Source organism: Pseudomonas rhizoryzae (assembly GCF_005250615.1).
Classification (GTDB): domain Bacteria; phylum Pseudomonadota; class Gammaproteobacteria; order Pseudomonadales; family Pseudomonadaceae; genus Chryseomonas; species Chryseomonas rhizoryzae.
This window is the reverse complement of the sequence record NZ_SULM01000009.1, coordinates 157,428-170,370: the sequence shown is the minus strand read 5'-3', so window position 1 is coordinate 170,370 and position 12,943 is coordinate 157,428. Positions and strand designations below refer to the sequence as shown.

Genomic DNA, 12,943 nt, shown 5'->3' with positions numbered 1-12,943 from the left:
ACAAGCATGAATCTCCACGAGTATCAGGGTAAGCAGCTGTTCGCTGAATACGGCCTGCCCGTTTCCAAAGGCTTCGCTGTAGACACCCCCCAGGAGGCCTACGAGGCTTGCGGCCGTATCGGCGGCGACGAGTGGGTCGTCAAGGCCCAGGTACATGCCGGTGGCCGCGGTAAGGCCGGTGGCGTGAAGCTGGTCAAGAGCAAAGAAGAAGCCAAGGAATTCGCCGCCAAGTGGCTGGGCCAGCGTCTGGTGACCTACCAGACCGACGCCAACGGTCAGCCGGTCAGCAAGATCCTGGTCGAATCCTGCACCGACATCGACAAGGAGCTCTATCTGGGCGCCGTGGTCGATCGTTCCAGCCGCCGCATCGTGTTCATGGCTTCCACCGAAGGTGGCGTGGACATCGAGAAGGTCGCGCACGACACTCCGGAGAAGATTCTCAAGGCCACCATCGATCCGCTGGTGGGCGCTCAGCCCTACCAGGGTCGCGACCTGGCTTTCCAGCTGGGCCTGAAAGGTGACCAGATCAAGCAATTCACCCAGATCTTCGTCGGTCTGGCCAAGCTGTTCCAGGACTACGACCTGGCGCTGCTGGAAGTGAACCCGCTGGTGATCAAGAAGGACGGCAACCTGCACTGCCTGGATGCCAAGATCAACATCGACAGCAACGCCATCTACCGTCAGCCCAAGCTGCGCGCCTTCCACGACCCGTCGCAGGACGACGCCCGTGAAGCCCATGCGCAGAAGTGGGAACTGAACTACGTGGCCCTGGAAGGCAGCATCGGCTGCATGGTCAACGGTGCCGGTCTGGCCATGGGTACCATGGACATCGTCAACCTGCACGGCGGCAAGCCGGCCAACTTCCTGGACGTCGGCGGTGGCGCGACCAAAGAGCGCGTGACCGAAGCGTTCAAGATCATCCTGTCCGACAGCAACGTGAAGGCCGTTCTGGTGAACATCTTCGGCGGCATCGTGCGCTGCGACATGATCGCCGAAGGCATCATCGGTGCCGTGAAGGAAGTCGGCGTGAAGGTGCCGGTCGTGGTTCGCCTCGAAGGCAACAACGCCGAACTCGGTGCCAAGGTCCTGGCCGAAAGCGGCCTGAACATCATCGCGGCAACCAGCCTGACCGACGCTGCCCAGCAGGTCGTCAAGGCCGCGGAGGGTAAGTAATGAGCGTCCTGATCAACAAAGACACCAAGGTCATCTGCCAGGGCTTCACCGGTAGCCAGGGTACCTTCCACTCCGAACAGGCCATCGCCTACGGCACCCAGATGGTCGGCGGCGTGACCCCCGGCAAGGGCGGCACCACCCACCTGGGCCTGCCGGTGTTCAACACCGTCAAGGAAGCCGTGGAAGCCACCGGCGCCGATGCCTCGGTGATCTACGTTCCGGCTCCCTTCTGCAAGGACTCCATCCTGGAAGCCGCCTTCGGTGGCATCAAGCTGATCGTCTGCATCACCGAGGGTATCCCCACCCTCGACATGCTGGATGCCAAGGTGAAGTGCGACGAACTGGGCGTACGCCTGATCGGCCCGAACTGCCCCGGCGTCATCACCCCCGGCGAGTGCAAGATCGGCATCATGCCCGGTCACATCCACCTGCCGGGCAAGGTCGGTATCGTGTCGCGCTCCGGCACCCTGACCTATGAAGCCGTGAAGCAGACCACCGACGCCGGCTTCGGCCAGTCCACCTGCGTGGGCATCGGCGGCGACCCCATCCCGGGCTCGAACTTCATCGACATCCTGAAGCTGTTCCAGGACGATCCGAAGACCGAAGCCATCGTGATGATCGGCGAGATCGGCGGCAGCGCCGAAGAAGAAGCCGCGGCCTACATCAAGGCCAACGTGACCAAGCCGGTGGTGTCCTACATCGCCGGTGTCACCGCTCCGCCCGGCAAGCGCATGGGCCACGCCGGCGCCATCATCTCCGGCGGCAAGGGCACTGCGGACGAGAAGTTCGCCGCGCTGCAGGACGCTGGTGTGAAAACCGTGCGTTCCCTGGCCGACATCGGTAAGGCCCTGGCCGAGCTGACCGGTTGGGAAGTCAAGAAGGCCTGAGCCTGACTGACTGGAAAGAGGCCGCCTTCGGGCGGCCTTTTTCGTTGTAGGGCGCCTCATCGCCTGCCGGCTGCCTTTTCGCAGGTAATTCGTTAGGATGACAACCTTTCCGCTCCATCGGCCACGTCGTGGCGCTACCAAGACCTGCTCCCAAGAGGGCGGGCTGCTTCGTTTTCCTCATTGCTGGTACTGCCTTCCATGAAAGCTTTGCAAAGCCGGGACGTCCTGGCCCTCGGATTCATGACGTTCGCGCTGTTCGTCGGCGCGGGCAACATCATCTTTCCCCCCATCGTCGGCCTGCAGGCCGGTGAGCACGTCTGGAGCGCCGCCCTGGGCTTCCTGCTCACCGCGGTCGGCTTGCCGGTGCTGACCCTGATCGCCCTGGCGCGGGTCGGCGGCGGCATGGATGCCCTCAGCAAACCCCTCGGCCGGACGGCGGCGCGGGTGCTGGCCATCGTCTGCTATCTCTCGGTAGGACCGCTGTTCGCCACGCCGCGGACCGCTACGGTGTCCTTCGAGGTCGGCGTCGCGCCGCTGCTGGGCAGTGGTCCGGTCCCCTTGTTCCTCTACAGCCTGGTGTACTTCCTGGTGGTGCTGGTGGTGTCCCTCTATCCGGGGCGCCTGCTCGACACCGTGGGACGCTTCCTCGGCCCGCTGAAGATCCTGGCACTGGCGGTGCTCGGCGGTGCCGCGCTGTTCTGGCCGGCAGGCGGACCCGCCACCGCGGCGCCCGAATACGCGTCGCGGGCGCTGTCCCAAGGTTTCGTCAACGGTTACCTGACCATGGATACCCTTGGCGCCCTGGTGTTCGGCATCGTCATCGTCAATGCCATCCGCGCGCGCGGCGTGACGGCGCCCGAGCTGTTGACGCGCTACACCATCATCGCCGGGCTGATCGCCGGGGTCGGCCTGGTACTGGTCTATCTGAGCCTGTTCCAGCTCGGCGCCGGCAGCGGGGCGTTGGTGCCCCATGCCAGCAATGGCGCCGAGGTCCTGCATGCCTACGTACAGCACACCTTCGGCAGCGTCGGCAGCGACTTCCTGGCGGTGCTGATCACCCTGGCCTGTCTGGTCACGGCGGTGGGCCTGACCTGCGCCTGCGCGGAGTTCTTCAGTGAGTTCCTGCCGTTCAGCTATCGCAGCCTGGTGGTCCTGCTGGCGGCCTTCTCGCTGCTGGTCTCCAACCTGGGCCTGACCCAGCTGATCCAGGTCTCGGTGCCCATCCTCACCGCCATCTATCCGCCCTGCATCGCCCTGGTGGTGCTGAGCTTCTTCAGCTCGCGCTGGGCGGCGCCCGGCCGCATCCTAGGTCCGGTGCTGCTGGTGGCGCTGGCCTTCGGCATCCTCGACGGCCTGCAGGCCGCGCACCTGGCGGTGCCCTATCTGAATGCCGCGGTGCTCTGGCTCCCCCTGGCGGACTCGGGCCTGGGCTGGCTGTTGCCAGCGGTGGCAGTGGGCCTCGTGGCCTTGGCGCTGGAAAGCGTGAGAGGCAAGGGGCAGGTGGAAGAGGCGGGCGTCGAAGGGCGCCCCTCGCGCTCCTGATTTTCGCCAGCCATGAAAAAGCCCGCAGCAGCGGGCTTTTTCATATCCGGTTGGCTTACGGCTTGGGCTGGGTAGCCGGCGCGGTGCCGTTGGTGGTGCCAGTGGCCGGGTTGACCGAAGTCGCCTCGCCCTTGGACTGCTCCTTGGCAGCCTCGGCAGCGGCTTCATTGCGTTGTTCGGCAGCCTTGTTGCTCTGCTCGGCAGCTTTGTTCAGATTTTCCTGGGCTTTCTGTTCGGTCTTGGCAGCATCCTGGGCCTTGTTTTCGGAAGGCTTGTCACAGGCGGCGAGGCCGAAGGCGGCAGTGAAGAGTAGGGCGATGGCGAAGGGCTTTCTCATGTGTTTTCTCCTTATGAACTACACAACAGCCCGTTCGAACGCCGGTTTGAAAGCTAAGTTCCTCGCTTCGCCGCGTTGATCTGCAGATTTAAGCGCCGCTTCACTAACTTGCGAGCGACGTCTGCCTGGGGCTTTACGGCGTGGAGCGCGCCTTTGGGGTGGGCGTGAGCCCTCATCGACTCGCGGGTAGCAGCCCCTTGCCCAGGCTGAACGTCTTGACCTGCAAGCGGCAGCCGCCACCCTGTAGGGGCTGGCCCAGCAGCGGAATATCGGTCAGATAGTCGCCGGCGCCAGCGATGCTGCAGCCCGCTACATCGGCCGGCGCTTCGCTGAAGCCCCACTTCAACCCGCCTGACCACATGCAGACCTCCTGACGCTCGTTCCGCCAGCGGGTACAGGGCTGTCCCTGGACCTCGGCTTCACCCAGCAAGGTCCAGCCAGCGGCCTGGTAGGTCAGCCGCGACTGGTTGCGGGTGGCGTCGTCGATGGCTTCGTAAATGCCGTCCTGGTCCTCGATCTCGCCCTGGTCCTCGTGCGCTTCCAGCGTGATCAGGCAGGTGCTTCGATCATCGTCGCCTGCGGTGCCGAAGCTCCACTGGATCTGGCGCGCAGCCTGGCGGCGGGCATCGATGGCAATGTCGATCTCACCTTTGCCAAGCTTGGCTTCCTCTTCCGCCGACAGCGCCCGGGTGGGCCAGCCGGCGCCCTGACAGGCGTCGAGCTTCGCCCGATAATTCTTGAGCACCATATTTTCACCATTGGGAAGCGATTCCCAGGTGAGGACGACATGCAGAGCGGGCAGGGCGCTGATGGCGGCGTTATTCGCCTGGGGTGCTTCGGTGGCTCGGGGAGCGGTCTTGGCTGGCTCCGCGGGTGGATCACAGGCCACCAGGGCCAGGGTGGTCGCGAACAGCAGGGCAGCGGGTACGGAAGGCGGCGGCATGGGGGCTCCTCGGGGGCTATCGACCGGCGCTCGTGCGTCTCGGTCGCGGGTGCTCGAGCGGCACCATCGACCGCCAGCCCGGCACGCGCAATCGGTCAGATTCGCTATTGCTTTGCTGGGGAAGTTGGCTTATGCGCAGCGCCGGACGAAGCGCGGCAGGAATGGGAGAGGCGCCACGAACGACGGCTTCCCACCAGGCGCCAGCCTTGAAATACCACGGGCAGCCCCCATCTCCGCGTCATCGCCAGAGCAACTGGCGCGTATCTATCGATTGCGGAGTTCGTAGCATGAGTGTGGAGACTCAAAAGGAAACCCTAGGCTTCCAGACCGAAGTGAAGCAGCTGCTTCACCTGATGATTCACTCGCTGTATTCCAACAAGGAAATCTTCCTGCGCGAATTGATTTCCAACGCCTCCGACGCGGCCGACAAGCTCAGATTCGAGGCGCTGTCCAAGCCCGAACTGCTCGAAGGCGGGGATACGCTGAAGATTCGCCTGAGCTTCGACAAGGAAGCCGGCACCGTCACCCTCGAAGACAACGGCATCGGCATGAGCCGGGAAGAGGTCATCGCCCACCTCGGTACCATCGCCAAGTCCGGCACCGCCGACTTCCTGAAGAACTTAAGCGGTGACCAGAAGAAGGATTCCAATCTCATCGGCCAATTCGGTGTGGGCTTCTACTCGGCCTTCATCGTCGCTGACCAGGTCGATGTCTATACCCGTCGTGCCGGCCATCCCGCCGCGGAAGGCGTGCGCTGGTCGTCCAAGGGTGAGGGGGAGTTCGAGGTCGCGACCATCGACAAGCCCGAGCGCGGTACGCGCATCGTGCTGCACCTCAAGCCCGAGGAAACCGAATTCGCCGACGGCTGGCGGCTGCGTAACGTGGTCAAGAAGTACTCCGACCACATCGGCCTGCCCATCGAGCTGCCCAAGGAACACCACGGCAGCGACGAGGAAAAACCCGCTGAGCAGGAATGGGAAACCGTCAACCGCGCCAGCGCGCTCTGGACTCGTCCGCGTACCGAACTCAAGGACGAGGACTACCAGGAGTTCTACAAGCACGTCGGCCATGACTTCGAGAATCCCCTGACCTGGAGCCACAACAAGGTCGAGGGCAAGCTCGAATACACCTCGCTGCTGTACGTGCCGGCTCGTGCACCCTTCGACCTCTACCAGCGCGAAGCGCCCAAGGGCCTCAAGCTCTATGTGCAGCGCGTCTTCATCATGGACCAGGCCGACCAGTTCCTGCCGCTGTACCTGAGATTCATCAAGGGTGTGGTGGACTCCAACGACCTGTCGCTGAACGTCTCCCGTGAGATCCTGCAGAAGGACCCGGTGATCGACTCCATGAAGTCGGCACTGACCAAGCGCGTGCTGGACATGCTGGAGAAGCTGGCCAAGAGCGAGCCGGAGAAGTACCAGTCGTTCTGGGGCCACTTCGGCCAGGTGCTCAAGGAAGGTCCGGCGGAAGACTTCGCCAACCGCGAGAAGATCGCTGGCCTGCTGCGCTTCGCCTCGACCCACAATGGCGACGATGCGCAGAACGTTTCCCTGGCCGACTACCTCGGCCGGATGAAGGAAGGCCAGGACAAGATCTACTACCTGACCGGCGAGAGCCACGCCCAGATCAAGAACAGTCCGCACCTGGAAGTCTTCCGCAAGAAGGGGGTCGAGGTGCTGCTGCTGACCGATCGCATCGACGAGTGGCTGATGAGCTATCTCACCGAGTTCGACGGCAAGCACTTCGTCGACGTCGCCCGTGGCGATCTCGACCTCGGCAAGCTGGACAGCGAAGAAGACAAGCAAGCCCAGGAAGAGGTGGCCAAGGCCAAGGAAGGCCTGGTCGAGCGCCTCAAGCAGGCCCTGGACGCCCAGGTCAGCGAGGTGCGCGTGTCCCATCGCCTGACTGATTCGCCGGCGATCCTGGCCATAGGCGAGCAGGACCTCGGCCTGCAGATGCGCCGGATCCTGGAAGCCAGCGGCCAGAAGGCACCGGATTCCAAGCCGATCTTCGAGATCAATCCGCAGCATCCGCTGATCGAGAAACTCGATGGCGAGCCCGATGAAGACCGCTTCGCCGACCTGTCGCACATCCTGTTCGATCAGGCGGCGCTGGCCGCGGGCGACAGCCTCAAGGACCCCGCCGCCTATGTCCGCCGGTTAAACAAATTGCTGGTGGAATTGTCCGCTTAAAGATGCAGAAGCCCGCTTAGGGCCTGTTAAAAGCCTCGCGAGCTAGAGACAAACAAGGCGAAAAGACCTGAGGAAGCGGAGTTTACGCATGGTAAATGAGCATTCCGACCGGGCTGGCGACCCAGGGTCTTTTCAACGCCGTTTGGCCGACGCGCAGCAGGCTTTGAACAGGATCTTAGGCGGGCTTCTCTCTTTCTACCCTCCGGAGGACCCCATGGTCGATGTCACTGTAAAACCCGTTCCCTACGAAATCGATGGGCAGCCGTTCGAGAGCCAACTGGTGTACGCCACCAGCGGTCATCCCACCCGCCCGGGCGTGCTGTTCGCGCCGAATTGGATGGGCGTCTCCAATGGCGCCGTGGAGCAGGCCAAGCAACTGGCCGAGGCCGATGGCCTGGCCTATCTGGTGGTCGATTTCTATGGCCGGGACGTGCGCCCGCAGAATGCCGACGAAGCCCTCGCGGCCATGACGCCAATCCGCGGCGACCGTGGCCTGCTGCGTCAACGCATGCAGGCGGCCTATGCCGCGCTGGTCGCCCAGGCGGAAAGCGCGGCGGTGGACGTCCACCAGATCGCCGCCATCGGCTTCTGCTTCGGCGGTTGCGCGGCCCTGGAACTGGCCCGCGACGGGGCGGCGCTGAGCGCCGTGGTGACCTTCCACGCCAATTTAGATACTCCCACACCCGCCGATGCGGCGCGGATCACCGGTCCGGTGCTGGTGCTGCACGGCGCCGCCGATCCGCTGGTGCCGGACGAGCAACTCGCCGGCTTCCGTCAGGAAATGGACGCCGCCCAGGTGGATTGGCAACTGCTGAGCTATGGCGGCGCGGTGCATTCCTTCACCGATCCCGCGGCCAACAATCCGGGCAAGCAGCAGTATCACCCGGTGGTGGCCAAGCGCGCCTTCCTGGCGATGCACAACTTGTTCGACGAAGTCTTCGCGCGGGGCTAGGCCCAGGTCCGACGCCTGCCGGGTTTCTGATTCACCTCGGCAGGCAACAAGGTCATTCGCTGCGGATGACCTCGTTGGCGTAGTTCAGCGGTGCCCGGCAGCGCCGGCACAGATAGCGCCGGCCCTTGCGTACCAAGGCATGGCGCTGGGCCGTGAATTCGAAGCGCCCATCCGGGCAACTGCAGCGATACAGGTAGAGGGTGCGTGCCCGTTGCGGCAGTTCGTAGGTGTGGCAGCGATCCGGTGGCAGGCCATAGACGCCGCGCATGATCAGTTGCCACTCCTCGCCATGGGGGCGAATGGCCCCACCGAACAGCTGGTGCGCCACCAGATGAGCCACCTCGTGAGCGACGGTCTGCTCGAGGAAGTGGCTGTGGTTCTGCTGATAGAGCAGCTGGTTGAATCTCAGCCGGTTCTCGGTGAGATGGGCGACCCCGGCGCGCTGGCCGCGCAGGGCCAAGCTGACTTCGGGGCGGGGGAAACGGCGCTTGAAGAAGGCCTCGGCCTGCCGATAGCAGTCTTCGACCCGGGCGTGGAGTTGTTCAGGCATGGGCAACCTCTGGCGAGGAGGGTGATTATGCCGAAGCGCGTGCCTGTGCCCTAGCGTCCGCGGTCGGCTGATGGCCGTAGTGGCGTCTTAGCGTATCCATGGCCGCGTTGATGGCCTGCAGGCGACCGGTGCTGCCGCCATGATCGGGATGGTGGCGGCTGGCGAGCTGGCGATAGCGGCGACGGATCTGGCCGTAGTCCGCCGAGCGATCCAGGCCGAGTAGGCGCAGCGCCTCCAGCAGGTCGGATTCGCCATTCACCAGGGCCCAGAAATGATTGAGCAGATTCGCCACGTCTTCCGGCGTCGTGGTGTCCAGCTGGCTGAGATCCAGGTAATAGGCACGCAGCGGGTCGGCCACCACCAGGCCGGGACGGGCCCCGAGGTAGGGCCGTAGTTCGATGCGCAGCGCGCTGATGACCAGTTCCGCGCGCTGTTCGGCGCGCAATTCGTCCCGCAGCCGGTAGAGCGCGTTGAACACGCGGAAATGCAGCCGGAAGAGTTCGTAGTTGTCGGTGACCGGGCGGGGCGGCACGAAGGGCGACCCGGCACGGCGCAAGGCCTGCAGCAACTCGTATTCCGACAGGCAGGTGCCGGCGCGCAGCAGTTCGCGGTGCAGCGCCGCCTTCAGTTCCAGCGCCTCGTTCATGGTCGCTGGTCGCTCCCGGCTGACGTTCGGGGTAGGGCGCGGAGCGCTTTGCGCGTAAAATGCCGGCCTTTCGTTTTTTCCTTTCGCGGATTCATCCATGGGCACCCTTTCGGTCAACCAGAACAAGCTGCAGAAACGCCTGCGTCGTCTTACCGGCGAAGCCATCGCCGACTACAACATGATCGAGGACGGCGACAAGGTCATGGTCTGCCTGTCCGGTGGCAAGGACAGCTACACCCTGCTCGACGTGCTGCTCTACCTGCAGAAGGTCGCGCCTATCCGTTTCGAGATCGTGGCGGTCAACCTCGACCAGAAACAGCCGGGCTTTCCTGAACACGTTTTACCCCAGTACCTGAAGGAGCTGGGGGTCGAGTACCACATTCTGGAACGTGATACCTATTCCGTGGTGAAGGAGAAGATCCCAGAGGGCAAAACCACCTGCTCGCTGTGCTCGCGCCTGCGCCGGGGCATTCTCTATACCTTCGCCGACGAGATAGGTGCGACCAAGATGGCGCTCGGCCATCATCGCGATGACATGGTAGAAACCTTCTTCCTCAATTTGTTCCATGGCGGCACCCTCAAGTCCATGCCACCCAAGCTGCGTGCCGACGACGGTCGCAACGTGGTGATCCGTCCGCTGGCCTATTGCAGCGAGAAGGACATCGAAGCCTACGCGGTGCTGCGCGAGTTCCCCATCATTCCCTGCAACCTCTGTGGCTCCCAGGAAAACCTGCAGCGCAAGGTGGTCAAGGAGATGCTGCTGGAGTGGGAGCGCAAGACCCCGGGCCGTACCGAGATCATGTTCCGCGCCCTGCAGAACGTGGTGCCGTCGCAATTGGCCGATCGTGAACTGTTCGACTTCGCCAGTCTCAAGGTCGATGACAACGCCACGCCGCGCTTCGTCCAGGTGATGAATCTCTGATGCGAGATTACGCCTGGCTGCTCGAGTACACGCTGAATCGCTGTGGCTCCCCCGCGGCGCTGGAGGCGCGCCTGCCACGCCCGGTGGACGCCGCGACCTTGAAAGCGGTCGGCGATGACCGCTACCTGTCGCTGCTGACCCGGCGGATCTTCCGCGCCGGGCTCAAGCACAGCCTGGTGGATGCCAAGTGGCCGGCCTTCGAAGAGGTCTTCTTCGGCTTCGACCCGGAGAAGGTGGTGCTCATGGGCGGCGAACGACTGGAGCGGCTGATGCAGGACGCCCGGCTGATCCGGCACCTGGGCAAGCTGCGCAGCGTGCCGCTCAATGCCCAGATGGTGCTCGATTTTCAGCGCAGCCACGGCAGCTTCGGCCAACTGCTGGCGGAGTGGCCCGAGCAGGACATCGTCGGGCTGTGGGAGCTGCTGACCAAGCGCGGCAATCAGTTGGGTGGTCTGTCGGCTCAGCGATTCCTGCGCATGGCCGGCAAGGACACCTTTCTGGCGACCGATGACGTGGTGGCGGCGCTCAAGGCGCAGAACATCCTCGACAAGGCGCCCACCGCCAAGCGCGACCGGCAGAAGATGCAGGAGGCCTTCAATCTCTGGCAGGAACAGAGCGGACGGCCGCTGTGCCAGCTGTCGGTGATGCTGGCCCTGACGGTGAACCATTGAGCGACGCCCTGGCGCGCGCCCGGCGGCTGCTGGAGCGGGCCGAGCGGGTGCTGTTCATCACCGGGGCCGGCTTGTCGGCCGACTCTGGACTGCCGACCTATCGTGGGCTGGGCGGGCTGTACAACGGCCTCACCGACGAGGGTATTCCCATCGAGGCGGCGCTCTCGGGCAGCATGCTGCGGCGGCGTCCCGACATCTGCTGGCGGTATCTGGCGCAAATCGGGCGCGCCTGCGTCGCGGCTGCGCCGAACGCGGCGCATCAGGCCATTGCCGACTTCGGTCGGCGCCAGCCCGCCGCCTGGGTGCTGACCCAGAACATCGATGGCTTTCATCGTCAATCGGGCTACCCGCCCGAGCGGCTGATCGAGATCCATGGGCAGTTGGAACCGCTGGCATGCATGGTCTGTAGCCAGGCAGTGGCGAATTCTCAAGCCTATCTGCATGGAACACTGCCACCGTGCTGCCCGGAATGTGGCGGTATTCTGCGTCCTCCCGTGGTGCTGTTTGAAGAGGCGCTGCCGGTGATGGAATTGCAGCGTCTGCAGCAGGCCCTGGACGGAGGCTTCGACCTGGTGATCGCGGTAGGCACCACGGCGGCCTTTGCCTATATCCAGGAGCCCATCGCCCGGACCCTGGCCACGTACGGTCATCTCATCGAAATCAATCCCGACCGCTCGTCGCTCAGCGCCGCGGCGACCGTTCAGATCGAAAAAAGGGCCGTAGACGTCCTTCCTCGGCTTTTGAGTCACACGAAACGATAAAAAAACTTGCCATCTGTGACTCAGGTCGGCAAGGTGTCGAAACTTTGAAAAAACGACACGGTCGTGCCCATGCCAAGGAATCGCCTCGCACCCCTCGTGCCCCTGTCTCTGGTCTGTCTGCTCGCCGCTTGCGCGAGTGCACCGCAAAGCCCGGACTCCGTCGTCAATCAAGATCACATTGGCCCTTCCCGGACCTTCCAGACCGCCTCCTTGCATGGCTCGGCTGCGAATGGTCTCGAGCCAGCCGCCGTGGAAAACGACGGCAATGCGCAACGCCCGGTCTTCCCCCACACCCGGGCGCCGCAGCGGCTCGATTGGGAAAGTGAAGTCGGCCCGCGCCAAGCGCTGCCGAATCTGGCGGACCAAATCCTCAATCGCGCCACCCAACTGGTCGGCACGCCCTATCGCAAGGGCGGCAGTACCCTGGCCGGTTTCGATTGCAGTGGCTTCGTCAATTACGTGTTCCGCGAGCGAGCCGGTATGACGCTGCCGCGCTCGACCCGTGAGATCATCAACCTCGAAGTACCGGTGGTGAGCAAGAACGATCTGGAACCCGGCGATCTGTTGCTGTTCAATAGCAACGGCCGTGGTCGGGTCAGTCACACCGGTATCTACATGGGCGACGGCAAGTTCATCCATTCCTCCAGTCGTCGCAGTGGGGGCGTGCGGGTGGACAGCCTGGACGAACAGTACTGGAAGGTGAGTTTCCTGGAAGGCAAGCGCGTATTGCGCTGAGACGTACCTGGGCGATCATCGCCGGTGCGTTTCGAGGACCCGTCGGTGCTGCGTGGCAGGCCGGCGGCGATCGATGGATAACTAAGGATCTTCCCCATGCCGCATGCGGCTCGCCTAGGATTGTATTGCGCCTTTTTGTTGCTGGCCGCCTGCGTCGGCAGCCCACCCCAGGCACCCGCTCCCGCACCGGTCGTCTCCCGGCCGGTGCTGGAGAGCCAAGCTCAGGCGGCCAACGATGTATTGTTCCGCGCCATCGGCCTGGTCGGCACGCCCTATCGTTATGGTGGCAACACGCCCGCGGGTGGTTTCGATTGCAGTGGCCTGATCGGCTACGTGTATCGCGATGCGGCGGGTGTGACCTTGCCGCGTTCGACCCGCGAGCTGATCAGCCTGGGTTCGCCCAACGTGGCGCGCAACGCCTTGCAGCCCGGTGACCTGATCTTCTTCGCCACGGCGGGCGGGCGCGAGGTGAGTCACGCCGGCATCTACGTAGGGGAGGGGCGTTTCGTCCACGCACCTCGTACCGGCGGTACGGTGCGGCTGGACAGTCTGGCCAAGCCCTATTGGCAGAAGAGCTACCTGCAGGCCAAGCGGGTATTGGTCACGCCGAGCCTCGCCGGCGGCTATTGAAC

The 12,943-nt window shown here is 64.0% G+C and carries 14 protein-coding genes; 10 read left to right on the top strand and 4 right to left on the bottom strand.

Translation table 11 applies throughout. From position 1 onward, the window contains the following. Window positions 1–6 precede the first annotated feature (6 nt). The 3 genes from sucC to brnQ all read left to right on the top strand — a co-directional run bounded on the left by sucC (window position 7) and on the right by brnQ (window position 3,602). Window positions 7–1,173 (top strand): ADP-forming succinate--CoA ligase subunit beta, encoded by a 1,167-nt coding sequence (sucC, locus tag FAZ11_RS16490; protein ID WP_058762466.1) that lies wholly within the window; start codon window positions 7–9, stop codon window positions 1,171–1,173. Then, complete coding sequence (sucD, locus tag FAZ11_RS16485) at window positions 1,173–2,060, top strand: succinate--CoA ligase subunit alpha (RefSeq protein ID WP_058762465.1); 888 nt, start codon at window positions 1,173–1,175, stop codon at window positions 2,058–2,060. Before sucC ends, sucD begins: the two co-directional genes overlap by 1 nt. Window positions 2,061–2,258: 198 nt before the next feature. After that, a complete protein-coding gene (gene brnQ / locus FAZ11_RS16480) occupies window positions 2,259–3,602 on the top strand; it encodes a branched-chain amino acid transport system II carrier protein (RefSeq protein WP_058787098.1) in 1,344 nt (447 codons plus the stop codon). Between the two features lie 55 nt (window positions 3,603–3,657). On the opposite strand, the gene FAZ11_RS16475 is transcribed toward brnQ, so the two are convergent. Together FAZ11_RS16475 and FAZ11_RS16470 are read right to left on the bottom strand one after the other, a co-directional pair. Next, window positions 3,658–3,939, bottom strand: a complete 282-nt coding sequence (locus FAZ11_RS16475; RefSeq protein ID WP_058774091.1) for a hypothetical protein — start codon at window positions 3,937–3,939, stop codon at window positions 3,658–3,660. Between the two features lie 172 nt (window positions 3,940–4,111). Further along, window positions 4,112–4,882 carry a hypothetical protein gene (locus FAZ11_RS16470; RefSeq protein ID WP_204957103.1) on the bottom strand — a complete coding sequence of 257 codons (771 nt, stop codon included), beginning with the start codon at window positions 4,880–4,882 and terminating at the stop codon, window positions 4,112–4,114. A gap of 287 nt (window positions 4,883–5,169) precedes the next feature. On the opposite strand from FAZ11_RS16470, the gene htpG reads away from it, so the two are divergent. Then, the gene (gene htpG / locus FAZ11_RS16465; protein WP_058787097.1) at window positions 5,170–7,074 is read left to right on the top strand and encodes a molecular chaperone HtpG; all 1,905 of its coding nucleotides are present in this window, start codon (window positions 5,170–5,172) and stop codon (window positions 7,072–7,074) included. 214 nt (window positions 7,075–7,288) lie between these two features. Then, window positions 7,289–8,026, top strand: a complete 738-nt coding sequence (locus FAZ11_RS16460; RefSeq protein ID WP_058762461.1) for a dienelactone hydrolase family protein — start codon at window positions 7,289–7,291, stop codon at window positions 8,024–8,026. A gap of 52 nt (window positions 8,027–8,078) precedes the next feature. Here the strand turns inward: FAZ11_RS16460 and FAZ11_RS16455 are convergent, their stop codons facing one another. Both FAZ11_RS16455 and FAZ11_RS16450 read right to left on the bottom strand, forming a co-directional pair. Further along, window positions 8,079–8,582 (bottom strand): SprT family zinc-dependent metalloprotease, encoded by a 504-nt coding sequence (locus tag FAZ11_RS16455; RefSeq protein ID WP_275045095.1) that lies wholly within the window; start codon window positions 8,580–8,582, stop codon window positions 8,079–8,081. Between the two features lie 19 nt (window positions 8,583–8,601). Further along, window positions 8,602–9,222: a DNA-J related domain-containing protein gene (locus FAZ11_RS16450; protein ID WP_058762459.1), complete on the bottom strand. Its 621-nt coding sequence runs from the start codon at window positions 9,220–9,222 to the stop codon at window positions 8,602–8,604. 97 nt (window positions 9,223–9,319) lie between these two features. On the opposite strand from FAZ11_RS16450, the gene ttcA reads away from it, so the two are divergent. The 5 genes from ttcA (at window position 9,320) to FAZ11_RS16425 (ending at window position 12,941) form a co-directional block, all read left to right on the top strand. Then, a complete protein-coding gene (gene ttcA, locus FAZ11_RS16445; RefSeq protein WP_058762458.1) occupies window positions 9,320–10,144 on the top strand; it encodes a tRNA 2-thiocytidine(32) synthetase TtcA in 825 nt (274 codons plus the stop codon). Then, a complete protein-coding gene (locus FAZ11_RS16440; RefSeq protein WP_058779219.1) occupies window positions 10,144–10,815 on the top strand; it encodes a DNA-3-methyladenine glycosylase I in 672 nt (223 codons plus the stop codon). The genes ttcA and FAZ11_RS16440 overlap by 1 nt, the downstream gene beginning before the upstream one ends. Further along, window positions 10,812–11,576 carry an NAD-dependent protein deacylase gene (locus FAZ11_RS16435; protein ID WP_058783744.1) on the top strand — a complete coding sequence of 255 codons (765 nt, stop codon included), beginning with the start codon at window positions 10,812–10,814 and terminating at the stop codon, window positions 11,574–11,576. The genes FAZ11_RS16440 and FAZ11_RS16435 overlap by 4 nt, the downstream gene beginning before the upstream one ends. Window positions 11,577–11,645: 69 nt before the next feature. Then, window positions 11,646–12,311 carry a C40 family peptidase gene (locus FAZ11_RS16430; protein ID WP_167497018.1) on the top strand — a complete coding sequence of 222 codons (666 nt, stop codon included), beginning with the start codon at window positions 11,646–11,648 and terminating at the stop codon, window positions 12,309–12,311. A 96-nt stretch (window positions 12,312–12,407) separates the two neighbouring features. After that, a complete protein-coding gene (locus FAZ11_RS16425) occupies window positions 12,408–12,941 on the top strand; it encodes a C40 family peptidase (protein WP_058783742.1) in 534 nt (177 codons plus the stop codon). Window positions 12,942–12,943: the final 2 nt, after the last annotated feature.

Excerpts from the sequence above, each read along its gene's own strand:
- sucC (WP_058762466.1), top strand. The coding sequence starts at position 7 with ATGAATCTCCACGAGTATCAGGGTAAGCAGCTGTTCGCTGAATACGGC.
- sucD (WP_058762465.1), top strand. The coding sequence starts at position 1,173 with ATGAGCGTCCTGATCAACAAAGACACCAAGGTCATCTGCCAGGGCTTC.
- brnQ (WP_058787098.1), top strand. The coding sequence starts at position 2,259 with ATGAAAGCTTTGCAAAGCCGGGACGTCCTGGCCCTCGGATTCATGACG.
- FAZ11_RS16475 (WP_058774091.1), bottom strand. The coding sequence starts at position 3,939 with ATGAGAAAGCCCTTCGCCATCGCCCTACTCTTCACTGCCGCCTTCGGC.
- FAZ11_RS16470 (WP_204957103.1), bottom strand. The coding sequence starts at position 4,882 with ATGCCGCCGCCTTCCGTACCCGCTGCCCTGCTGTTCGCGACCACCCTG.
- htpG (WP_058787097.1), top strand. The coding sequence starts at position 5,170 with ATGAGTGTGGAGACTCAAAAGGAAACCCTAGGCTTCCAGACCGAAGTG.
- FAZ11_RS16460 (WP_058762461.1), top strand. The coding sequence starts at position 7,289 with ATGGTCGATGTCACTGTAAAACCCGTTCCCTACGAAATCGATGGGCAG.
- FAZ11_RS16450 (WP_058762459.1), bottom strand. The coding sequence starts at position 9,222 with ATGAACGAGGCGCTGGAACTGAAGGCGGCGCTGCACCGCGAACTGCTG.
- ttcA (WP_058762458.1), top strand. The coding sequence starts at position 9,320 with ATGGGCACCCTTTCGGTCAACCAGAACAAGCTGCAGAAACGCCTGCGT.
- FAZ11_RS16440 (WP_058779219.1), top strand. The coding sequence starts at position 10,144 with ATGCGAGATTACGCCTGGCTGCTCGAGTACACGCTGAATCGCTGTGGC.
- FAZ11_RS16430 (WP_167497018.1), top strand. The coding sequence starts at position 11,646 with ATGCCAAGGAATCGCCTCGCACCCCTCGTGCCCCTGTCTCTGGTCTGT.
- FAZ11_RS16425 (WP_058783742.1), top strand. The coding sequence starts at position 12,408 with ATGCCGCATGCGGCTCGCCTAGGATTGTATTGCGCCTTTTTGTTGCTG.